The organism is Pseudactinotalea sp. Z1739 (assembly GCF_049725055.1).
Taxonomy (GTDB): Bacteria; Actinomycetota; Actinomycetes; order Actinomycetales; family Beutenbergiaceae; genus CALKWS01.
On sequence record NZ_JBMPQA010000003.1, the window covers coordinates 89,592 to 111,835 of the forward strand.

18 protein-coding genes and 1 tRNA gene are annotated in these 22,244 nt (G+C 69.1%); 4 read left to right on the plus strand and 15 right to left on the minus strand.

Annotation, left to right across the window (positions count from 1 at the left end):
- Positions 1-46: 46 nt before the first annotated feature.
- Both ACO0LV_RS04770 and ACO0LV_RS04775 read right to left on the minus strand, forming a co-directional pair.
- The gene (locus tag ACO0LV_RS04770) at positions 47-229 is read right to left on the minus strand and encodes a CsbD family protein (RefSeq protein WP_424786730.1); all 183 of its coding nucleotides are present in this window, start codon (positions 227-229) and stop codon (positions 47-49) included.
- Between the two features lie 100 nt (positions 230-329).
- Positions 330-1,286 carry an SDR family oxidoreductase gene (locus tag ACO0LV_RS04775; RefSeq protein WP_424786731.1) on the minus strand — a complete coding sequence of 319 codons (957 nt, stop codon included), beginning with the start codon at positions 1,284-1,286 and terminating at the stop codon, positions 330-332.
- An 86-nt stretch (positions 1,287-1,372) separates the two neighbouring features.
- On the opposite strand from ACO0LV_RS04775, the gene ACO0LV_RS04780 reads away from it, so the two are divergent.
- Positions 1,373-2,365: a helix-turn-helix transcriptional regulator gene (locus ACO0LV_RS04780; RefSeq protein WP_424786732.1), complete on the plus strand. Its 993-nt coding sequence runs from the start codon at positions 1,373-1,375 to the stop codon at positions 2,363-2,365.
- Between the two features lie 16 nt (positions 2,366-2,381).
- On the opposite strand, the gene ACO0LV_RS04785 is transcribed toward ACO0LV_RS04780, so the two are convergent.
- The 11 genes from ACO0LV_RS04785 to ACO0LV_RS04835 form a co-directional block, all read right to left on the minus strand.
- On the minus strand, positions 2,382-3,128 hold the full coding sequence (locus ACO0LV_RS04785) for a hypothetical protein (RefSeq protein ID WP_424786733.1): 747 nt from the start codon (positions 3,126-3,128) through the stop codon (positions 2,382-2,384).
- 150 nt (positions 3,129-3,278) lie between these two features.
- Positions 3,279-3,351, minus strand: a tRNA-Thr gene (locus tag ACO0LV_RS04790).
- A 133-nt stretch (positions 3,352-3,484) separates the two neighbouring features.
- Positions 3,485-5,014, minus strand: a complete 1,530-nt coding sequence (locus tag ACO0LV_RS04795; protein WP_424786734.1) for an alpha/beta hydrolase — start codon at positions 5,012-5,014, stop codon at positions 3,485-3,487.
- An 81-nt stretch (positions 5,015-5,095) separates the two neighbouring features.
- Entirely contained in the window at positions 5,096-6,247 is a 1,152-nt protein-coding gene (locus tag ACO0LV_RS04800) for a DNA polymerase III subunit delta' (protein ID WP_424786735.1), read from the minus strand.
- Positions 6,244-6,915 (minus strand): dTMP kinase, encoded by a 672-nt coding sequence (gene tmk, locus ACO0LV_RS04805; protein WP_424786993.1) that lies wholly within the window; start codon positions 6,913-6,915, stop codon positions 6,244-6,246. The genes ACO0LV_RS04800 and tmk overlap by 4 nt, the downstream gene beginning before the upstream one ends.
- Positions 6,916-7,008: 93 nt before the next feature.
- Positions 7,009-8,025 carry a Gfo/Idh/MocA family protein gene (locus ACO0LV_RS04810; RefSeq protein WP_424786736.1) on the minus strand — a complete coding sequence of 339 codons (1,017 nt, stop codon included), beginning with the start codon at positions 8,023-8,025 and terminating at the stop codon, positions 7,009-7,011.
- A 15-nt stretch (positions 8,026-8,040) separates the two neighbouring features.
- On the minus strand, positions 8,041-10,848 hold the full coding sequence (gene topA, locus ACO0LV_RS04815) for a type I DNA topoisomerase (protein WP_424786737.1): 2,808 nt from the start codon (positions 10,846-10,848) through the stop codon (positions 8,041-8,043).
- Positions 10,849-11,095: 247 nt separating this feature from the next.
- Complete coding sequence (locus ACO0LV_RS04820) at positions 11,096-11,851, minus strand: glycerophosphodiester phosphodiesterase (protein WP_424786738.1); 756 nt, start codon at positions 11,849-11,851, stop codon at positions 11,096-11,098.
- Between the two features lie 23 nt (positions 11,852-11,874).
- Positions 11,875-12,765 (minus strand): phosphatase PAP2 family protein, encoded by an 891-nt coding sequence (locus tag ACO0LV_RS04825; RefSeq protein WP_424786739.1) that lies wholly within the window; start codon positions 12,763-12,765, stop codon positions 11,875-11,877.
- A gap of 111 nt (positions 12,766-12,876) precedes the next feature.
- A complete protein-coding gene (locus ACO0LV_RS04830; protein ID WP_424786740.1) occupies positions 12,877-13,743 on the minus strand; it encodes an ABC transporter permease in 867 nt (288 codons plus the stop codon).
- The gene (locus ACO0LV_RS04835) at positions 13,740-14,711 is read right to left on the minus strand and encodes an ATP-binding cassette domain-containing protein (protein WP_424786741.1); all 972 of its coding nucleotides are present in this window, start codon (positions 14,709-14,711) and stop codon (positions 13,740-13,742) included. The genes ACO0LV_RS04830 and ACO0LV_RS04835 overlap by 4 nt, the downstream gene beginning before the upstream one ends.
- Positions 14,712-14,860: 149 nt before the next feature.
- On the opposite strand from ACO0LV_RS04835, the gene ACO0LV_RS04840 reads away from it, so the two are divergent.
- Positions 14,861-15,592 carry a TetR/AcrR family transcriptional regulator gene (locus ACO0LV_RS04840; protein ID WP_424786742.1) on the plus strand — a complete coding sequence of 244 codons (732 nt, stop codon included), beginning with the start codon at positions 14,861-14,863 and terminating at the stop codon, positions 15,590-15,592.
- A gap of 74 nt (positions 15,593-15,666) precedes the next feature.
- On the opposite strand, the gene ACO0LV_RS04845 is transcribed toward ACO0LV_RS04840, so the two are convergent.
- The gene (locus ACO0LV_RS04845) at positions 15,667-17,304 is read right to left on the minus strand and encodes a DUF7059 domain-containing protein (RefSeq protein WP_424786743.1); all 1,638 of its coding nucleotides are present in this window, start codon (positions 17,302-17,304) and stop codon (positions 15,667-15,669) included.
- A 55-nt stretch (positions 17,305-17,359) separates the two neighbouring features.
- Between ACO0LV_RS04845 and ACO0LV_RS04850 the strand changes: the two genes are divergently transcribed.
- Positions 17,360-18,862, plus strand: coding sequence for an MFS transporter (locus ACO0LV_RS04850; RefSeq protein WP_424786744.1), 1,503 nt, complete (start codon positions 17,360-17,362; stop codon positions 18,860-18,862).
- 277 nt (positions 18,863-19,139) lie between these two features.
- Here ACO0LV_RS04850 and ACO0LV_RS04855 read toward each other — a convergent pair whose 3' ends face one another.
- Complete coding sequence (locus ACO0LV_RS04855; RefSeq protein WP_424786745.1) at positions 19,140-21,446, minus strand: sodium-translocating pyrophosphatase; 2,307 nt, start codon at positions 21,444-21,446, stop codon at positions 19,140-19,142.
- A 196-nt stretch (positions 21,447-21,642) separates the two neighbouring features.
- Between ACO0LV_RS04855 and ACO0LV_RS04860 the strand changes: the two genes are divergently transcribed.
- Entirely contained in the window at positions 21,643-22,230 is a 588-nt protein-coding gene (locus ACO0LV_RS04860) for a hypothetical protein (RefSeq protein WP_424786746.1), read from the plus strand.
- Positions 22,231-22,244 lie beyond the last annotated feature (14 nt).

The window sequence follows — 22,244 nt, forward strand, 5'->3', positions numbered from 1 at the left end:
GAAAGGCCGGCGATGAGTACGTACTCATCGCCGGCCCCACGCCAGGTCAGTCGGTGACGTCCCGAGTGGCGTCCTTGACGTTCTCACCGGCTTGCCTGACGTTCGCGCCGGCCTGATCCCTCTTGCCCTCGGACTCCAGGCGCTCGTTGTCGGTGGCATCGCCAGTGCCTTCCTTCACCTTGCCCTTGGCTTCCTGGGCCTTGTTCTTGAACTTGTCTCCGATACCCATTCGTCTTCCCTTCTCGCGGGGTTACTCCGTTCCTCACGGTAAGGGAATGCTTGTGATTCCGCTCGTTGAAAGCCGAACGGCGGGAGCAGGTCGACTGCGGTCAGCGGTACTCGTCGACGTTGAGATCGGTGACCGGCGTGGTCTCGATCGCGGTGATGAACGACCACGCATCAGGTCGTGATCCGTCCACATCCGTCAGGTCGTAGTGGGTGGCGAGGTCGAAGGAACTCACCGACTTGGTGTTCCACACCTGTCGTCGCGGATCGGCGGCCAGGGCGGTGACGCCGCGGGCCAGCATGGCCGGGGTCTCGGAGATGACGAACTCCTGCGGGGGGACGGCGCCGGCGACCCCGGCATTGTCCTCGGCGGCCCGGCGCCAGTTCTCCTCGGTGACGCCGAAGGCGTCCAGCATCATCTCCGAGCGCAGCCATCCCGGTGTGACCGACACGGCCGCGCCACCGTGCCGGGCGAGTTCGTGTCCCTGGGCGAAGGCCAGCCGGTCCACGGCGGTCTTCGTCAGGTCCAGGAACACGGTGTCCCGGTAGTGGGAGTTGTTGTAGGTGCGCGTGCCATCGGTGATCTCGATGACGAGACCGCCGGGCCGGCGGATCAACAGCCCGAGAGCGCTGTGGCTGGTGTTGAGGTGGGTGATGAAACCGGTGTCGAAGAGTTTCCTCCCGGCGTCCAGGTCGTATTCCCACACGGGCGTTCCGAATTCGACGTAGGCTTCGCCGCCGATGTCGTTGATGAGGATGTCGAGGCGGCCCTGTTCGCGGTCGATCCGGTCGACCAATGCGCGGACGGCCTCGACGTCCAGATGGTCGACGACGACGGGGTGAGCCGTGCCGCCGGCCTTGTTGATGAGGTCGGCCGTCTCCTCGATGGTCTCCGGGCGCCCGTAATCCGAGGCCCTGCCGGAGGTGGAGCGGCCGGTGCAGTAGACCACCGCTCCGGCCCGGCCGAGTTCGACGGCGATGGCGCGGCCCGCGCCCCGGGTACCGCCGGCGACCAGGGCGATCCTGCCGTTCAGATCGTGTTGTGGTGGTGATGAAGTCACGAGGACCCTCTCAGTAGAACTCTTGGGGGCATCAATCTGCCGCGGGTTCCCGACAACTCGTGTCGCAAATTGCGTACCGTTTCCCTGTGCGAACGACGCGGCTGCTGGCGGTCATGATGGACCTGGCCCGGCTGTCCACCACCACGGTGCACCACCTGGCCAGGCGCCACGAGGTGTCCGAGCGCACGATCCAGCGTGACGTGGCCGCCCTGATCAGCATGGGCGTACCGATCTGGACCCGCACCGGACCGGGCGGAGGCATCGGCCTGGTCGATGGCTGGAGGTCCCCGATCACCGGGATGACGGCCGGCGAACTCCAAGCCCTCATCATCGGCGTGGCCGGATCCCGTGATCTCGGACTGAGCGACGACTTCGAGACAGCGCGGTTGAAGATGCTCAGTTCATCCTCTGCCCAGGCCGCCGTGCTCGCACCGGCGCAGGAACGATTCCTCCTCGATCACGAACGCTGGTTCACCGAACCGGACCGACCTGCCGCGCTCACGGCTGTGGCCCGGGCGGTCTGGAACGGAACGCGGATCAGGATCGACTACGCACGATCGGGGCGTCCCGCGGTGCAGCGCCTCCTCGATCCGCTCGGGCTGGTGCTCAAGACCGACGTCTGGTACCTCATCGCCGCACACCGACGGCAGGTGCGGACCTACCGGCTCTCCCGGGTCACGTCCACCCACGTGCTCGACGACGTGGCGTGGCGCCCGCCGGATTTCTCCCTCGCCGAGTACTGGGGCCGGGCCCGGACTGCCTTCGAGTCCTCACTCAACACCCTGCCGGTCCGCCTCTCGATCCCGGTCGGTGCAGTCGACAGTCTGCGGGCGGCCGTGCCCGGGCCGGATACCGAGGGGAGCCTGCGGTCGGCGCGCACATCCGGGGATCGCCTCGTCGTCGATCTGGTGATGGAGAGTCTGGAGATAGCGGCCGCGCAACTCCTGGCAGTTCCAGGAGTGGAGGCGCACGAGCCGGTGGAGCTACGCAGCAGGCTGCACCGACTCGGCCAGGACCTCGCGGCCCGTCATCGGGTGCGGCCCGGACACCAGCAGGACTCCAGCGACATCAATCACTGAGCGACCGGACGCCCACCTACCCTGCCTCGTGGCCCTCATCCTCTTCCTTCGACCGTGGGCTGCGTACCAGGAAGTACATCGCCGTCATGGTGAGCACGCCGGCCGCCGCGGCGGCCACGGGAACACCGTCCTCACCCACGAAATCCTCAAGTGTGCTCCGGGCCTCGGACTCGGGAACCGCGAGGGCCAGGACGACGAACGCCCCCACGACGACGGTAGCCAGGACCTTGCCCAGCAGTTGGCGCCGCCGGGACTGTCCCTTCTTGGCCAGGGACTCACCGGCTTTGGCCACCTGCTTGCCTCGCATCACGCGCAAGGCGCCCACGCTGCGCCCTACCCGGAACAACTGCATGGGGCCGATGCTGAAGACCACCGCCAGGATCGCGGCAAATGTCAGGCCTATCAGCCACCAGTTCCGGCGCACCCAGGCGATCTTCTTCGGCGAGAGGAGGAAGAACACCACCGTTTCGACGACCAGGACCACTGTGGCCAGCCACAGCCCGACGTGGCCGATCATCTCGAAGGGCTCGTCCAACAGGGTAAGAAAGACCGCCGGCACCGAGGCAATGGCGGCGATCAGCACCGGCCAGCCCAGCCACTTCTCCCACCGTCCTTGAACTTCGTCGATCTCGGCTTCGGTGGCCTTGCCCAAGGTCACCGCCGCGATTTCCCTCGCTTCCTCAGGTGCGCGGTCGACAACGTCCTCGGCCCGGCGAGGCTTCGGGTCGTCGGCCGCCCGCTGCGGAGGCTCAGTGGAGGACACACTTCACGATATCCCGGTATCGGCCCCAACGGGTCACCCTCCACGGGCGCTCGGTACCGCAGCGAAACGTGCGGGTTCCGGACCTCTGGCGCGCCGGCTCGCGATGTTCGCGAGGATCGATCGCGCTTGCGCTGGCCGGGTGAATGTGGGAGCCGCCTGTGGGAATCGAACCCACGACCTATTCATTACGAGTGAATCGCTCTGCCGACTGAGCTAAGGCGGCCAGCACACCGGTGCCGCGTGGGCGCCGGGGCAGCGCGCCTACTGTACCTGGCGTGACTGGCACCGTTCAAAACGGCAGCCGGGTCCGCCGTCGTCGGCTCTCGTGCTTGCTCGGCGCGGACGCGCCGAGCAACTCAGCACTGCGTCCCGTCCTCGGGCACCTGCCCCTCGAGCAGGTAGGCATCCACGGCCTCGTGCACACAGGAGTTGTGCCCGCCGTAGGCGCCGTGACCATCGCCGTCATAACTCAGCAGTACCCCCGATTCCAGCTGCTCGGCGAGCGCCTCGGACCACTCATGCGGTGTCGCCGGATCGCGGGTGGTGCCGATCACCAGGATGGGTGGGGCGCCGGTTGCCGCAATCGGAGCGCGGGTGCCGGTAGCCTCGAACGGCATCGTGGAACACCCGACCTCGCCGTAGCCGAAGTAGGGGCCGAACACCTCGGAGATGTCCTCCAACGCCTCGGCCTCGGCGATGATCTCATCCCGGTCCAGTTCCACCGGGAAGTCCAGGCAGTTGATCGCCCGGAACGCCCCCTGGTCCTCGGGGTAGGTCCCGTCGTCCTCCCGCTCCAGGGCGAGGTCGGAGATGAACCGCACCTGGCTGGCGTCGGCCTGGTAGATCAGCATCGTCAATGCCTCACTGAGCACCGGCCAGGAGTCCACGTTGTACAGCGCCAGCACGATGGTGTTGATCAGGTCGGCGTCGGTGACCGGGCGGTCCGGGTCTGTGGCGGGCATCGGATCATCACGCAACGTGGTGAGCAGATCCACTGTCTCGGCGATCGCCTCGTCCACGCCGCCTTCGAAGGGGCAGTCCGGGCCGGCCTGACAGTCGGTGACGAAGGATCGGTAGGCGCGGTCGAATCCCAGCACCTGCCCGCCCGCGATCTCGGCGTAGTCCAACGCCGGGTTCATCGCCCCGTCGAGCACCAACCGGTGCACCCGGTCGGGGAAGTGCTCGGCATAGGTCGCGCCCAGGAAGGTGCCGTAGGAATACCCCAGGTAGGTCATGGAGTCCTCCCCCATCACGGCGCGAAGCACGTCCAGATCCTGCGCGGCGCTGACGGTGTCGACGAACCCGAGCAGGTCCCCGGTGTTCTCCAGGCACTCGTGCCCGTAGTCGGTCTCGGTGGCGACGAAGTCCTCCCAACCGGCGTCGGTGGTCACCTCGAAGAACGTGCCGTAGTACTCCTCGAGCCCCCCGGAGTCCAGGCAACGGACCGCATCGGACTCCCCCACCCCCCGGGGATCGAACCCGACGACGTCGAACCGCTGCAGGATGGGCCCGGAGAACATCGCGTCGACGCTGTCCAGGAACTCCAGGCCCGAACTGCCCGGCCCGCCCGGGTTGACGAAGAGTGCGCCCTCACTGGTGCCCAGCGCCTCAGCGACCTTCACGGCCAACTCGATGGTGTCCCCGTCCGGGTCGTCGTAGTCCATCGGTACCTGCACGCGGGTGCACCGGTGCCGGTCCCCGCAGTCGGTCCAGTCCAGGTCCTGGTCGTAGTACTCCTGCAGGCCATTCGCACCGCCTTCCGGGGGAGCCTCGGGCGTGGCGGCGTCCGGTGGTTGCAGCATCGGTGCCGGAGCGCACGCGGCCAGGAGCAGCGCCCCCGCCAGCAGCGAGATCAGGCCGATGCGACGGGAAGGGGGCGACAGCACCAACCGAGCCTACAAAGCTCCTGCGGTCCCGGCGCACCACCACGCCCACTCCGGCGCCGCGCACCTGGACACGCACAGGGTTCAGTGCGCGTGCGCCTCGGCTTGTGGACGCAGCGCCACGGCCATCGCCTCGATGGCCAGCAGGGGCGCGGCGTTGGCGCTGATGCGGGTGCGGGCCAGTCCGATCGCATCCATCCGGCGCAGCGTCACCTCCGGGGTGCTGGCCCGGGCGACCTGCTGCACCGCGTCACCCGAGGAGGCATTGACCAGGGCGACATCGGAGCCCACCTGCGCCACCAGCACATCGCGGTAGAAGGACAACAGGTCCACCAACGCCCGGTCGAGCACGTCCAGCAACGCTCTGCGTGCGCGCCGCTTCTGCTCCTCCTCCAGCTGCCGCAGTTGCGGCCGGAGCGCCGGCGGGACGGGGCCGCCGCCCTCGGCGCCCAGGCTGCGTAGCAGTTCGGCCTTCTCGCGTTCATCTCGCTCGGTGGTCGCCTCCTTGGACTGCTCGGTGGCCGAGTCCACAAGCCGGCCGGCGGCCAGCACGGCGTCACCCACCCCGCGGATCCCGGAGGCGATCTGCAACACGGTGCCTCGGAACTCCCGTGCCGGGGCGTGGGTGGCGAGGCGGCGCGCCACTCCGACGTGGCTCTGTGCCTCGTGGGCGCAGGCCAGCGCAAGGTCCGGGTCCACCCCGTCCCGGCGCACCAGCAGATCGGCCACCGCCTGGGGCGGTGGTACCCGCAGGTTCACCAGACGGCACCGCGATCGGATCGTCACCAGCACATCCTGCGGACTCGGCGCACACAGCACCCAGACGGTGCGGGGCGGCGGTTCCTCGATCGCCTTGAGCAGCACGTTGCCGGTCTGCTCGCCCATCCGGTCGGCGTCCTCGACGACAATCACCCGCCAGCGTCCCTGGGAGGGAGCCCGCTGAGCGAGTGAGACCAGTCCACGTGCCTCGGCCACGGTGATGACCACCTTCTCGGTGGCCAGCACGGTCACGTCCGGGTGCGTCCCGGCCAGAGCGGTGCGCGCCGAGTCCTCCTGCGCCGAGGCGTCGGCCCCGGCCTGCAGCGCGGCGGCGAAGGCACGCGCGGCCACCGACCGTCCTGAGCCAGGTGGTCCGGTGATCAGCCACGCATGCGTCATCGCCGCCGGCCGCTCGGCGGCCTCGCGCAGTACCTGGACGGCCTGCTCCTGGCCGACCAGGGACTCCCAGACGCTCACCGTCGGCCTCCCTGCGCACTCGGATGGGTGCCCCCTGCGGCGTCGTCGGACAGCAGTGGCTCCACCGCTGCACGCACCTGCTGGGCGATCTCCTCCCTGCTCCCGGCGGCATCGAGCACCAACCATCGCTGCGGCTCGGCTGCGGCCCGGTCCAGGAACGCCTGGCGGGTGCGGCGGTGGAACTCCATCCCCGCCCGTTCCATCCGGTCGGCGGCCTGTTCTCCCAGCCGCTGCACCAGTTGCTCGGTGGGGAGGTCCAGCAACACCGTCAGGGCCGGCATCAAGCCGTTGGTGCCCCACCGGGAGAGCCGTTCGACGTCCTCGGCGGCGAGTTCGCGCCCGGCCGCCTGGTAGGCGACGGAGGAGTCCAGGTACCGGTCGGTCAGCACCACCGCACCACGGGCCAGCGCCGGCCGGATCAGGGTGAGGGCGTGATGGGCCCGGTCGGCCGCGAAGAGCAGCGCCTCGGTCCGGGCATCGATGTCCTGGCCGTGCAACAGTTCGTTGCGCAGCGTCCGGCCCAGTTCGGTGCCGCCCGGTTCACGGGTGGTCACCACCTCGCGCCCGAACTCCTCGCGCAGCCATTGCGCCAGCAGGCGAACCTGGGTGCTCTTGCCGGCACCGTCGCCGCCTTCGAAGGAGATGAACAGTCCACTCACAGTGCTCAGGGTATCCGGCCCCGCCCACACGCCCGCCCGGCCTCGGTAACCCTCGACCAGCGTCCGCGGCCGGCCCACCACCGGGCGCCCTAGTGCGGTGGCTCAAGGGGCGGCACCCTCCCCGGGCAGCACCACGCCGAGTTGGCGGCGTACCTCGTCCATCGTGCGCATCACCGCCAGCGTCTCCTCCCACGGCAGTACCGGGGACTGGGTCAGTCCGGCCTCGAGGCACCGGGCCGTCTCGGCGGCCTGGTAAGCGAAACCGGCGCTCGCCGGCGGCTCGATCGTGCGGACCGCGCCGTCGGTGGAGTGGATGGTCAGCGTGCTGGATCCGAAGAACGTCGGGGCGATCTCGATGCGGCCGGCGGTGCCGGAGATCACCGCGTCGTTGCGGGTCCCGGCCAGCATCGTGGTAGTCAGCGACGCCACCACACCGGGGTAGGTGAGCACTACGGCCTCGGTGGCGTCCACCCCGGTCTCGGCCAGGTGACCGACTGCGGTCACGGTCTCGGGGCTGCCGAGTACCTGATGGGCGAAGGAGATCGGGTAGACGCCAAGGTCGAGCACGGCACCGCCGGCAAGGTCGGGGTTCTTCAGCCGGTGCGACGGTGCCACATCCAGCCACTGCCCGTGGTGCGCGGTGAGGGTGACCACCTGCCCGATCTCACCGGAGCGCAGTACCCGGTCCAGGGCGGCCATGTGCGGCAGGAACCGGGACCACATCGCCTCCATCGCGAACAACCCGGCCGCATCCGCCGCGGCGAACACCTCGCGGGCCTCCGCCGCGCTGCGGGTGAACGCCTTCTCCACCAGCACCGGTTTGCCCGCCGCCAGCGCCAGCAGTGCGTGGTCCCGGTGCTCCGAGTGCGGCGAGGCGATGTAGACCGCCTGCACACGCTCATCGGCCACCAGCGACTCGTAATCACCGTGGGCCACCGGGATGTCGAAGGTCGCGGCGAAGTCATCGGCCCGCTCCTGACTGCGCGAGCCCACCGCCACCACCGTTCCGGCGGTATGGGCGGGGATCTCGGTGGCGAACCGCCGCGCGATATTGCCGGCGCCGAGGATCCCCCACGCCAATGGCGGCGCCTGCGCCGGGTCGGGCACGTCATGGTCCACGTTGACCTCCTGGGATTACTTCGTGGTGCCGGCGCTCGACTTCTTCGCGGCCGGCTTCTTGGCAGTGGGCTTCTTCGCGGCCGGTTTCTTGGCAGTGGGCTTCTTCGCGGCCGGTTTCTTGGCAGCGGGCTTCTTCGCCGCCGGCTTGCGAGCCGGGCCCTTCGCCCGCTTCTCGGCGAGGAGTTCATAGCCGCGCTCGGCGGTGATCGACTCCACCTGATCGTCCTTGCGCAGCGTGGCATTGGTGCTGCCATCGGTCACGTACGGACCGAACCGGCCGTCCTTGACCACCACCGGCTTACCCGAGACCGGGTCCTCCCCCAGTTCCCGCAGCGGTGCCGCCGCGGCCCTGCCCCGCCGCTTCGGCTGGGCGTAGATCTCCAGCGCCTGGTCCAACGTCAGATCGAAGAGCTGGTACTCGTTCTCCAGGGAGCGGGAGTCGGTGCCCTTCTTCAGGTACGGCCCGTACCGGCCGTTCTGCGCCCAGATCTCCTCCTCCGACTCCGGGTCGGTGCCCACCAGCCGCGGTAGGGACAGCAGCCGCACCGCAGTGTCCAGGTCGATCGTGGACAGGTCCATGTCCTTGAACAACGACGCAGTCCGGGGCTTGACCTTCTTACCGCCCTTGGTCTTACCCGCTTCCTCCTCGGGCAGCACCTCGGTGACGTAGGGACCGAAGCGCCCGGATTTGGCCACGATCGACCGGCCCGTCTCGGGGTGGGTACCCAGTTCCCGGTCGCCGTCGGAGGCGGTTTCCAGCAGTTCCCGGGCCTTGGCCACGGTCAGTTCATCCGGAGCCACGTCGTCGGGCACGCTGGCCCGGGTCGGCTTGGCCTCATCGGCACCGACCGAGGTATCGCCGGCGCCGGCCGCACCGTTCGCGCCGGTGCCGCTGTACTCCAGGTAGGGCCCGTACCGGCCCACCCGCAGCGTGATCCCGTCACCGATGTCGATGGAGTTGATCTCCCGGGCGTCGATGTCGCCGAGGTCGGCCACCAGGGCCTGCAGTCCCTCGACGTCACCCCGGCCGAAGTAGAACCCGGTGAGCCAGTCCACCCGGTCCTCCTGCCCGGCGGCGATCCGGTCCAGGTCCGATTCCATCCCGGCGGTGAAGTCGTAGTCGATCAGGCGCCCGAAGTGGGTCTCCAACAGTCGCACCACCGAGAACGCCAGCCAACTGGGCACCAGCGCCTGCCCGCGCCGCAGCACGTAGCCGCGGTCGGTGATGACCGAGATGGTGGCGGCGTAGGTGGAGGGACGGCCGATGCCGCGCTCCTCCATCGCCTTCACCAGGCTCGCCTCGGTATACCGCGGTGGCGGGCTGGTGTCGTGCCCGTCGGCGAGCAGGTCGTGCACCTGCACCCCGTCCCCGCTCGCGACCTGGGGGAGGCGATCGGTGCCGGAGTCCCGGGACTCGTCGTAGCGCGCGGCGTCGCGCCCCTCCTCGTAAGCGGCCAGGAAGCCGCGGAAGGTGATCACGGTGCCGGATGCGGAGAACTCGGCGTCCTGACCGGTCGACGACGACGCGCCGAGCCGGATCGTCGCGGTGGAACCGGTGGCATCGGCCATCTGGGAGGCCACGGTGCGCTTCCAGATCAACTCGTAGAGCCGGAACTGCTCCCCGGAGAGTTCCCGGGCCACCTGGGCGGGGGTCCGGAAGGAGTCCCCGGCGGGGCGGATCGCCTCGTGCGCTTCCTGGGCCCCCTTGGACCCGGCGTAGACCCGTGGGGAATCCGGCACGTACTCGGCGCCGTAGAGTTCGGCGGCCTGGCGCCGGGCGGCGTTGATCGCCTGACCGGACAGCGCCGAGGAGTCGGTCCGCATGTAGGTGATGTAGCCGTTCTCGTACAGCGCCTGCGCGGTGCGCATGGCTGCCCGGGAGTTCATCCGCAACTTGCGCGAGGCCTCCTGCTGCAGCGTGGAGGTGGTGAACGGCGCGGCCGGCCGGCGCTTGTAGGGCTTCTCCTCGACGCGGCGGACGGCGAAACTCGCCGGGGCCAGGCCCTCCACCAGGGCGTGGGCGGCCTCGGCATCCAGGTGCACCGCCGAGGCGGTACGCAGTACCCCGTCGTCACCGAAGTCCTTGCCGGTAGCCACGCGCGAGCCGTCCAGGGCCACCAGGCGAGCCTTGAACACGGCGCCGGAGTCGCCGTCGACGTTCTTGGCCTGCACGCTCGGGGCGGCGGAGAACTCCCCGACCACGTCCCAGTAGTTGGCCGAGCGGAACGCCATCCGCTCCCGCTCGCGTTCGACCACCATCCGGGTGGCGACGGACTGCACGCGCCCGGCGCTCAGCCCCTGCCTCACCTTGCGCCACAGCACCGGCGAGATCTCGTAGCCGTACAGCCGGTCCAGGATCCGGCGCGTCTCCTGGGCGTCGACCAGGCGGGTGTCCAGTTCCCTGGTGGACTCCAGGGCGCGCTGGATGGCCTCGCGGGTGATCTCGTGGAACACCATCCGCTTGACCGGAACCTTGGGCTTGAGGACCTCCAGCAGGTGCCAGGCGATCGCCTCGCCCTCCCGGTCCTCATCGGTGGCCAGGTAGAGCTCGTCGGCCGCCTTGAGTGCCTTCTTGAGTTCGGTGACCTTCTTCTTCTTGTCCCCGTCCACCACGTAGTAGGGGTCAAAGCCGTCCTCGACGTTGATCGCGAACTTCTTGTACGGGCCCTTCTTCATCTCCGCGGGCAGCTCGGAGGGCTGGGGCAGGTCGCGGATGTGCCCCACGCTCGCTTCCACCTCGAAGTCCGAGCCCAGGTAGCCCGCGATGGTGCGAGCCTTGGCGGGGGACTCGACGATGACGAGTTTGCGTGCGGGGGTTGTCACGCGGTTGCTCCTGAAGGGTTCGAGTGCGGGCGTTTCGCCCTGGGCGGTGTCGGACGGACGGGGCTCAAAGGCCCGACCGGTTCGGCCTATTCGTTCGGCTGGTTCGGCCGGTGCGCTAAGCTGGTGATCGTGGCGGCTCCGGCCGGGACGACGACGACACAGCATCGTAGATCAGTCCCGCAGGGTACATCCACGTCTGGGCGCATACTAACCACACCTTGCGCTGCAACCGCACACGGCCGTCGTGTCACCGACGGGAATCGAGGGGCTGCCGTCCCTCCGCGAGCACCTGCTCGCGCCACGCGATCGCTCGAGCGGGATCGTCCGACGTCACCCCGTCCGCCCCGACGCCGATCGCTTCGCGGATGTCGTCCAAGGTCCGCACCGGCCACAGATGCACCTCGATGCCCGCCGCGCCGAGCTGTTCGACCAGTCGCGGTGTCACGCCCCCGAACCCGCATGCCAGACGTGTGGCCCTCGCGTGCTCGAGCACGCCCCACAGACCACCATCATGATGCTCGACACCGGCGATCGCCTCCGTGATGAGCTGCCGGCCGACACCCGGGATGAGGTCGGCGACCGCGCGGGTCACATCGGCGCAGAAGGACGCCACGATCGTTCTGCGCGCGTGCTGCGGACGCGAGGCGTAATACTCCGCCAGGTGCGGCGTGACGGCGGGGTCTTTGATCTCGAGCTGAATGCGCACCTGAGTCGCCTCGTACATCTCGTCCAGCGTGACCACGCCCCGCCCCGAATCGAGTGTGACGCTCTGCAACTGGGCGAGCGTCAGTGCCGACACCGGTCCGAGTCCGCGGCCGGCGCCATCGGCGGCAATGCGATCCAACGTCTCATCGTGGACCAGGACGAGTTCTCTGTCGCTGCTGAGCCGTACGTCCAGCTCGATCTCATCGGCCCCGACCGCTTCGGCGAGCGCGAACGACGCGAGACTGTTCTCCGGCTCATGGGCCATGGCACCGCGGTGACCAACGATCGCAAGACTCAACGGTCCAACACTTCCTCCAGTGCTCAGGGGCTGTCCAGGCGGTGATAGGGGCGCATCCCCAACATCGCCGCCATGCTGAGGGCAGCCACGCCCATCATGCCGGCCCCCGCAGTCAGGTAGGCCAGCACCTGGGCGGAGAAGTCGACCCCGGGGACCTGGGTGAACGTCAGGATACCGCCGGTGATCCCGACCAGTACCCCCGCTCCGGCAATGAACCACAACCACGCCGAGGCGTTGCCTGCAGGCGCTTCGCCGTATCCGCGGGGCAGGGGCCGCAACCGCAACCCCCGGGCTGCTTCGACGAGGAAGTACCAGACGGCGGCCACCGCGTAGGCGGCCACGATGTCCGAGGGACGGTGCCAGCCGAGCACCAGGGTGCCGACCCCGGTGGCCCCGGCGTAGGCGGCACCGGCCAGTGCGACGGGGCCACGCCATCGCGCCGGAGCGATCAGCAGTGCCGTGGCCGCCACCGTTGCTGCGGCGGTGGTATGCCCCGAGGGCAGAGTGTTCACCGGTCGTTCGGTGAGGCCGAAGTCCGGGCGCGTGAGCAGGTACTCCTTGAGCAGTCGGGTGGTGACGTTCGCTCCGCCGAGCATCACGGTGGCGGCGATCGCGATCGACCAGCGCCGCTGCATGGCGGCAACCCCGAATACCACCAGGGCCGCCAGCACCAGGAACGGTTCGGAGATGACTCGGACCACCGGCTCGACCAGGGCATCGAGGCGGTCCCGTCCGTACTGGCTGCCCTGCCAGGCGGCGTCGTCGACGAGTTGGCCCGTGGGCCACAGCACGAAGACGCGCCAGGTGGCCCACAGCCCCACCACCGTGACGGCGGCCAGGAGCAACGGCGGCAACAGGCCTCGGGCGATGCTCGCTGCGGACCGGCCCTGCCCGGGTGTGGTGGCGGTGGACACGGGCCCACGGTAGCTCGCGGGGACCGGGGATGGGGACATGGCGTGGAGCGATCATCTCGCGGCGGGCCGCGCCCCGAGGAGCATCCCTTCTCCGGGCGGTGGGCGCGGTGGCTATTTGCTCAGGTTCTTGAACTGCCGGATCGCCAACGGGATGAAGATCACCATCAGCAGGGCTGGCCAGCCGACCGCTCCGGCCAGGGCGTGGCCGTCGATCCAGTACTGGGCCTCCCCCTCCCCCGCCCCGGGGGTGGCGAAGAGTTCCCGGATCGCGTTGGCGGTGGAGGAGACCGGGTTCCATGCCGCGATCGCTCCGAGCCAACCGGGCATCATCTCCGGCGGGGCGAATACCGAGGAGATGAAACCGATCGGGAAGGCCACCGCGAACAGGCTCCCGGCCGCTTCGGAGTTCTTCAACCGCAGGCCCAGGAACACGCCCACGAAGATCAGGGCGAGCCGCAGCCACAGCAGCAGCCCGAAGGCCGCGAGGGTCGCGACGAGGCTGCCGCCGGAGCGCCACCCGATGATCAACGCCAGCGCGGCGATGATGGTCAGGTCGATCGCGGCATGGATGATGTCGGCGATCCCGCGCCCGGTGACCACCGCCGAGGAGGACATCGGCATCGAGCGGAACCGGTCCATGAACCCCTTCTCCTTCTTCAGGGTGACCTCGAAGGCGGTGTTCATGAACCCGAACGCCATCGTCATCGCGAACAGCCCGGGCATGGCGTAGTCGATGTACCCCTCCCCCGCGCCCTGGCCGGTGACGTCCATGGCCGAGCCGAACACGTACACGAACATCAGAACCATCATCACCGGCATGCCCAGCTGCCAGGCGAAGGTCGAGGGCTGGCGCACCAGGTGCATGAACTCCTGCAGCACGATGGTCCAGCAGTCCTTGAGCGCCCAGCGCAGGCGTCCGGCCGGCGAATCGTCGATCGCTACCGCCGCGTGGGCGGTTACGGGCGTGTGGGTGGTCATCGAACGGCCTCCTTCTGAGGTACGGGGCGGTCGCCGGTCAGGTGCAGGAACGCCTCGTCCAGCGTGGGTCGGCGCAGGGCGATGTCGGCGATCTCGATGTGGTGCGCGCGGACCTCGGCGGCAACCGCGGTCAGGGTCTGGACGCCGTCGGAGACCGCCACACTCACCGTCCCAGTGCTCTCGATCACGGCGGGTGACGCGCCGATCAGCGTGGAGACAACCTCGCTCAGGACGGGTAGGTCGGCCGGGTCGGCAACGGTGACCTCCAGGTGCTCGTCTCCGATCCGGCGTTTCAGCCCGGCGGGGGTGTCCTCGATGATGTTCCGGCCATGGTCGATCACGCTGATCCGGTCACAGAGTTGGTCTGCCTCGTCCAGGTAGTGGGTGGTCAACAGCACGGTGGTGCCCCGTACCGCCAGGTCGCGTACCACCTGCCACACCTCCCGGCGTCCGGCCGGGTCCAGTCCGGTGGTGGGTTCGTCCAGGAACAGCACCTGCGGCGCCAGGATCATGCTGGCCGCCAGGTCCAGCCGCCGGCGCATCCCTCCGGAGAAGGTCTTGGGCACCCGGGCGGCTGCCTCGGTGAGACTGAACATCTCCAACAGTTCATCGGCGCGACGGCGGGCGGCCCTCTTGTCCAGCCGGAACAGCCTGCCGAACATGGTGAGGTTCTGGCGGGCGGTGAGCAGGTCGTCGACGGCGGTCTGCTGACCGGTCAGGCCGATGCGCTGGCGCACCTGCCGGGCCTGGGTGCGGACATCCAGGCCTGCCACCTCCGCCTGCCCCTCATCCAGCCGTGTCAGGGTGGTGAGGATGCGTACCGCGGTGGTCTTCCCGGCACCGTTGGGCCCCAGCAGCCCGTGCACGGTGCCGGCGGGGACGGCCAGGTCCACCCCGTCGAGGGCGAGCGTGTTCTTGTACCGCTTGATCAGGCCGGTGGCCCGCACCGCGGTCTCGGGATGAGTCATAGGGGCGCCTCACATTCTGCGTACGGTGTCCGCAGGAGACTATAGCGTACGGTGTCCTCAGAAAGTCAAGGGAGTTGCCGCACGTACGGCAACGCGCGCGAACGGGGTGCATGATGAGCGAGGAGCAGGCGGCACGGAATCCTCTCGCGGTGAGCCAGCGGCTGCTGTGGGAAGGGCTCCCCGAGACCCGCAAAGGACCCAGGCCCAGCCTCACCCTGGACCAGATCGTCACCGCAGCGATCGACATCGCCGACGCCGGTGGGATCGACGCGCTCTCGATGCGCAAACTCGCCGCCGAACTGAATACGAGCCCGATGGCGCTGTACCGCTACGTTCCGGGCAAGACGGAACTGCTCCACCTGATGCTCGACGCCGTCGAGGTCCTCCCGGAGGACGCCGCCACCACGCCCGACGACGGGTGGCGCGAAGTCCTGGAGGCCTGGGCCTGGCGGGGACGCGCCTTGCACCTGCACCACCGGTGGCTGCTGCAGGTCAACTCCACGCGTACTCCGATCGGCCCGCACAGCCTGGCCGGCATGGAGCGGTTGATGTCCGGGCTGGCCGACATGCCGTTCAGTGACCAGGAGAAGGTCATGGTGATGTCCCTGCTGGATGGGTACGTTACCGGCACCGCGCGGCAGGAGATCCTCTACGAGCAGGCGGCTGAGGAGTCCGGGGTCAGCGATGGCGAGTTCTGGGAGTTCCAGTTGCCACTGCTGGTGCAGGCGGTGGAGTCGGGCCACTACCCCACGATGGCCGGGATGGCCGAGGACACCTTCGACGGCGGGTGGGAAGAGACCTTCGCCCTGGGCCTCCACGCCCTGCTGGACGGCCTCGAGCTGGAAGTGCAGCGGCGCCGCGCGGGCCGGACCCCCCACTGAGAACGGTCTGAGGCGAGATAGGGGGTGCCGGAGGGGGTGGCAGAGCGCGGCGGGAACAGGCGGCGGGACCGGGCTCAGGGTGAGACCGCGCGTAGGAAGCCGTCCAGGACCAACTCGCGCACCATCGGTGCCACCTCGGCGCGTACCGCCTCGACCGGCTCCTCGCTGAGCACCGCGAGGGCACCGATGATCTGCCCGACGGCCAGCTCCCCGTCACAGGCACCCACCAGTGCCGCGGTATGGCTCGAGACCCGCAGGCTGCGTCCCAGACCACCGCCCTGGTGCAGCACGATCACCTCCGGGTCCGGCTCGCCGGGCCGGTAGTGCCGCTCCTCGGTGACATCGGAGGCCACGAGATAGCGCCGGTCCAGGACGTCCCCGGCCAGGGCGGGCACGGCGTCCAGGGTGGCGCCGATGGCTACCCCGGCACCTGCTGGCAGCGGGGTGGTGAGTTCCTCGAAACGGCGCCACGGCCCGCCCGTTGGAGCGAACTCGCCACCGCGACCGCCGCCATCCGCGGTGCTCTCCACGGCACGCATGCCCCCGCCGGTCTCGCGGCGGCGCAGCAGCACGTACCCGAACCCGATGGCACCGACATCACGCGCGGCGAAGTCCCGCAGGTAGGTCCGGTATGCGTGCTCCCAGCCCTCCCGGTCCCGCTCGGGGGTGAGACCGCCGTCGCGCAACCAGGTCTCGGCGTACCGGGCCGGATCCACCTGCTCCCGCTGGATCACCCAGACGTCCACGTCCACGTCCAGGTCCCGCGTCCAGGCCTCGAGGCGCTCACTCCAACGACCGCCGGCCGGGATCTCCCAGTTGGCCAGGAACTGCGCGGTGCCCCCGGGCCCCAGGTGCTCGGGCAGGGCGCGCACCAGGTGGGCGATGAGGTCATCGCCGCCCCGACCCCCGTCGCGGTAGGTGATGGGGGCCGCTTCGGTGCGGGGGGTGATGACGAACGGCGGGTTGGACACGATCAGGTCGAACGTCTCCCCCGCCACCGGCGCGAGCATGTCCCCGGCGCGCAGGTCGAGGCCCACTCCATTGAGACCGGCATTGAAGGAGGCGAAGGCCAGCGCGCGCGCCGACAGGTCGCTGCCCACCACGTCCGGGCAGAATCCGGCCACGTGCAGGGCCTGGATGCCGCATCCGGTGCCCAGGTCCAACGCCCTGCGCACGGGAGTGGGGACCGTGATCTCGGCCAGGGTCCGCCCTGCCGCACCCACACCGAGCACGTGCTCGGTGTCCAGCACCGCTCCGGTGACGGCCTCCCCCTGGTCCGAGGCCAGCCACCACGAGTGCTCCCCGGTGCTGACCGGTCGCAGGTCGACCTGCGCGCGCACCGGATCGCCGGCGCCCTGCCCGGCCGCGCGGACCAGACCGAGGCGGGCTGCGCCGTCGGCCCCCACCGCGGGCAGGGCACGGTCGAGTTCGGTCCTGGTCAGTTCCTGCCCGAGCGTGAACAGGCGCATCAGCGCCGCGGCGGGTTCGGTGCTCGCCGCAGCGGCGTCCCGGGCCGGCAGTGGCTCCTCCCGGTCCAGCGCGGCGATGGCCACCTCACCCACGATCTCGCCGAGATGACCCACCTCATACCTGGTGGTGGCCAGGTCGCGGCGCAGCTCGGCGATGAGAACGGGATCTGCCGTGGGCGCCGGTGGATGCGGCTGATCGGCCACCAGCGCTCCCTTCTCCCCGTGGTTCATTCGTGAATTCACGGCCGGACCTCATTCTTCCACCGCAACGACCGCCGCGGACGATACCGTGCTTGATATGACAACCCACTCCGGGCCGGGCGGACAGGATGAGCGCCCGCACCACCGGGCCGGCACCGACGCCAGCAGTTCCGCCATCGCCGCCTCACCACGGCGCCGGTCGTTCACGCCCGGGGACCGGCGGCCGCTGCGCACCCTGTCCTGGCCGGTGCTTGCCTGGTCGCTGTGGGACTGGGGCTCGGCGGCGTTCAACGCGGTGATCACCACGTTCGTCTTCACCGTGTACATCACCTCCGATGCCTTCGGGGAGAACGCCGAGACGAACCTGGGTTTCGCGCTGGCCACCTCCGGGGTGCTCATCGCGGTGTTCGCCCCGATCAGCGGCCAGCGCGCCGACCGCACCGGCCGGCGCACGCTCTGGCTCGGGCTGAACACCACGTTGGTGGTGATCGCCTCCGCCGGGCTGTTCTTCGTGGCCCCGGCACCGGAGTACCTGTGGTTGGGCCTGTTGTTGCTGGCCGCGGGCAATGTGGCCTTCGAGTTCGCCTCGGTGAACTACTACGCGATGCTCAACGACCTGTCCACGCCGAAGAACATCGGCAGGGTCTCCGGGTTGGGCTGGGGACTGGGCTACATCGGCGGCATCGTGTTGCTGCTGATCATCTTCTTCGGGTTCATCGACCCCGAGGTGGGTCTGTTCGGCGTGACCAGCGAGAACGGGATGGACGTGCGCATCTCGATGCTGCTGGCCGCTGCGTGGTTCGGGGTCTTCATGCTCCCGGTGCTCTGGGTGATGCGTCGCACCGCTGGTGAGCCGCGCCCACCGAAGGAACGATTCGCCGTCATCGACTCCTACCGCCGGCTGTTCGGCACGATCGCCCACCTGTGGAAGACCGACCGCAACACGGTGTTCTTCCTCATCGCCTCGGCGGTGTTCCGGGACGGCATGGCCGGGGTGTTCACCTTCGGTGGCGTGGTCGCTGCCACGGTGTTCGGCTTCTCGCCGGGGGACGTGATCATCTTCGGGATCGTGGCCAATGTGGTGGCCGGAGTATTCACCATCGCCTTCGGGCCGCTCGATGACCGGTTCGGCCCGAAGAAGCTGATCGTGGTCTCCCTGGTCATGATGATCACCTCCGGGATCATCATCTTCATCTTCCACGACCACGGCCAGATCATCTACTGGGTGTTCGGGTTGTTGCTGGCGATCTGGGTGGGCCCGGTGCAGTCGGCCTCGCGCACATTCCTGTCCCGGCTCATCCCCAAGGGCAAGGAGGGGGAGTTCTTCGGCCTGTACGCCACCACCGGGCGGGCCGTCAGCTTCCTGGCCCCGACCGCCTACTCCAGCGCGATCCTGCTGGGGGTGTGGTTCACCGGCGCGGCCTCGCGCACCGAGACCTCGCACTGGGGGATCCTCGGCATCGCCACCGTTCTGCTGGCCGGGCTGGTGCTGGTGCTGCGGGTGCGCACCGGGGTGCGCATCGACAGTGCCCTGACGCAGGAACCGACGACGACGCAGGAGCCGGTGACCACCGAGTTGCCGCCGACCGGGCGTGCCTGAAGCCCCGGCTCACCCAAGTAGCCCCGGCTCACCCAAGTAGCCCCGACTCACCCAAGTAGCCCCGACTCACCCAAGTAGCCCCGACTCACCCAAGTAGCCCCGACTCACCCAAGTAGCCCCGACTCACCCAAGTAGCCCCGACTCACCCAAGTAGCCCCGGCTCACCCAAGTAGCCCCGGCTCACCCAATCAGGCTGTCCCGACGTAGTGGTCGACGTGCAGCCCCGGAGCCGGCCGCGCGCCTCGGGCGAGCCGCCGACGCGCGCGGCCGGGCCTGCTCAGCGCGGGCTGTGGACCGGTTCCCCGGACTGGGCTGCCATGTCCTTATCGGACTTGGCAGCCCGCAACCGGTTGATGATGATCGAGGCGAAGATGATCGCGGCCGCCACAACCGCGATCCCGATGCGCAACGTGTGGTTGGCATCCGCGGGCATGCTCATCGCCACCACGGCAGGGGCGATCAGCAGCGCCACCAGGTTCATCACCTTGATCAGCGGGTTGATCGCCGGACCGGCGGTGTCCTTGAACGGGTCACCGACGGTGTCACCGATCACCACCGCCTCGTGTGCGGGCGAACCCTTACCGCCGTGCGCGCCGTCCTCGACGATCTTCTTGGCGTTGTCCCACGCGCCACCGGAGTTGGCCAGGAAGACCGCCATCAGCACACCGGCCGCGATCGCACCTCCGAGGAACCCGGCCAGCGGCCCCACGCCCAGACCGAAGCCGACGGCGATCGGGGAGAAGGCGGCGAGCAGACCGGGGGTGATGAGTTCACGCAGGGAGTCGCGGGTGCAGATGTCCACGACCTTGCCGTACTCCGGGCGGGTCTGGCCGGTCATGATGCCGGGCATCTCACGGAACTGGCGGCGCACTTCGTAGACGATCGCCCCGGCGGCGCGGGTGACGGCGTCGATGGCCAGGCCGGAGAACAGGAACACGGTGCTCGCGCCGAGGATCACCCCGACCAGGGTGATCGGGGAGATGATGTCGTAGGAGATCATCGAGGCGACGATGTCGTGCATCGCACCGACGTCCACGCCCAGATCACGCATCGCGGCGCTGACCGAGTCGGCGTAGGACCCGAACAGTGCGGTGGCCGCCAGCACCGCAGTGGTGATCGCGATGCCCTTGGTGATGGCCTTGGTGGTGTTGCCCGCGGCGTCCAGGTCGGTGAGGATCTGGGCGCCGGCTTCATCGACGTCCCCGGACATCTCCGCAATGCCCTGGGCGTTGTCGGAGACGGGCCCGAAGGTATCCATCGCCACGATCACTCCCACGGTGGTGAGCAGTCCACAACCGGCCAGCGCGATCAGGAACAGCGACAGCCACACCGAACCGCCGGCGAGCAGGAACAACCCGCACAGTGCCGCGGCGATGATGCCGGCGGTGTACACGGCCGATTCGAACCCGACCCCGATACCGGCCAGCACCACGGTGGCCGGGCCGGTGCGGGAGGTCTCGGCCACGTGCACCGTGGGCTTGGACGTGGTGTTGGTGAAGTAACCGGTGACCCACAGGATCACACCGGCCAGCACCACGCCGATCAGCACAGCCAGAGCGGCGATCAGGCGGGGGTCTCCGGGGTGGGTGCTGAGGTCCACGCTGCCGGGGGTCAGGTCCGCGAAGGTCGAGGGCAGGTAGATGAACGCGGCCACCCCGCCCAGCACCGCACCGGCCAACGCGGATTGGTAGAAACCACGGTTGATGGCAGCGAGGGCCGATTCGGTGCCCCGCACCCGGGTGATGAACACACCCATGACGGCGACCAGCGCGCCGATGGCGGTGATGATCAGCGGGAAGATCAGGCCCTGTTCACCCATCGTGGCCCGGCCCAGAATCAGGGCGGCCACCAGCATCACCGCATAGGACTCGAACAGGTCCGCGGCCATTCCGGCGCAGTCCCCGACGTTGTCGCCGACGTTGTCGGCGATGGTGGCGGCATTGCGGGGGTCGTCCTCGGGAATGTTCTGCTCCACCTTGCCGACCAGGTCCGCTCCCACGTCGGCGGCCTTGGTGAAGATCCCGCCGCCCACGCGCATGAACATCGCCAGTAGCGCGGCGCCGAAGCCGAAGCCCTCGAGCACCAACGGTGCGTCGGAGCCGAAGATCAGCACCACCGCCCCGGCACCCAGCAGGCCCAGTCCGACCACGCTCATGCCCACCACGCCACCTGTGCGGATTCCGATCCGGGCGCCCTCGACGTTGCCACCGGGCCGGGTGGCAGCCGCGGCCACCCGCAGATTGGCGCGGGTGGCCAACCACATTCCCAGGTAGCCGATCGCGGCCGAGAAACCGGCTCCGAACAGGAAGGCGACGGCCCGGCCCACCTTGACCCCCAGGTCCCCGGGCAACAGGAACAGCAGGGCGAAAACGATCACGGCGAACAGGCCAAGCGTCTTGAACTGCCGATACAGGTAGGCCCGAGCACCCTCCTGGATCGCTTGGGCGATGGACTGCATGGCTGGGGTGCCGTCATGAGCAGCCAGAACCTGGCCGCGCAGCACCGCAGCGATCGCCAGCGCGGCGAGTGCGATCAGCACGATCACCGACACGATGACAATGCTCGTGGTGTCGAGCGTGGGCATGCATTCTCCTCTATGAGAGTGGCAACGAACTGTGTCCGGCTGCACGTCCAACCGGACATGGATCCGGCCGAGTCTATCTGCCCGGAGATGGTGCGTACGCCACTCCCGGCAGGGGCGCGCCCTGGCGGTTCACCATCCCATTGTCGAGGGCCCGAATCTTGTTGGCGTACACCGCGGCAGCGGCCACGATGGCGCCATGAGATTCCTGCTCCTGACCGGTCCCCCGGCCGTGGGGAAGATGACGATCGGCCGGCGGATCGCTGCCACCAGCGACTTCCGGTTGTTCCACAACCACCACACGATCGAACCGTTACTCGAGGTGTTCGGCTACGGCACCCCGCCGTTCACCACCCTGGACCTCGAGTTCCGCCGCCGGGTGATCGAAGAGGCCGCCGAGGCCGGGCTGGACCTGATCTTCACCGTGGTCTGGGACTTCGCCGATCCTGGCGATACGCGGTACGTGGAACACATCACCGAGCCGTACCGCGACGTGGGCGCGCCGGTGCGGGTGGCCGAGTTGCTGGCGCCGTTGTCGGTGCGGCTGGCACGCAACCACGGGCAGGACCGGCTGGACGCCAAGCCATCCAAGCGGGACCTGGAGTGGTCGGACCAGAATGTGCGCGATCTGGAGCACCACGTCCTGGACTCAGCCGACGACGGCGTCGCCCCCGGGGCGACCGCCCTGCTACAGCGACTGGGCCACCGGCGGTTCGAGACCACGGATCGGTCCGCTGCCGAGACGGCCGCCGAGGTACGTGCCTGGGTGGAGACCGAGACCGGATAGAACTCACCGGCCAC

Coding starts and splice junctions, on each gene's coding strand:
- ACO0LV_RS04830 (WP_424786740.1), bottom strand. CDS start 13,743: ATGACCACCCACACGCCCGTAACCGCCCACGCGGCGGTAGCGATCGAC.
- ACO0LV_RS04770 (WP_424786730.1), bottom strand. CDS start 229: ATGGGTATCGGAGACAAGTTCAAGAACAAGGCCCAGGAAGCCAAGGGC.
- ACO0LV_RS04850 (WP_424786744.1), top strand. CDS start 17,360: ATGACAACCCACTCCGGGCCGGGCGGACAGGATGAGCGCCCGCACCAC.
- ACO0LV_RS04835 (WP_424786741.1), bottom strand. CDS start 14,711: ATGACTCATCCCGAGACCGCGGTGCGGGCCACCGGCCTGATCAAGCGG.
- ACO0LV_RS04855 (WP_424786745.1), bottom strand. CDS start 21,446: ATGCCCACGCTCGACACCACGAGCATTGTCATCGTGTCGGTGATCGTG.
- ACO0LV_RS04860 (WP_424786746.1), top strand. CDS start 21,643: ATGAGATTCCTGCTCCTGACCGGTCCCCCGGCCGTGGGGAAGATGACG.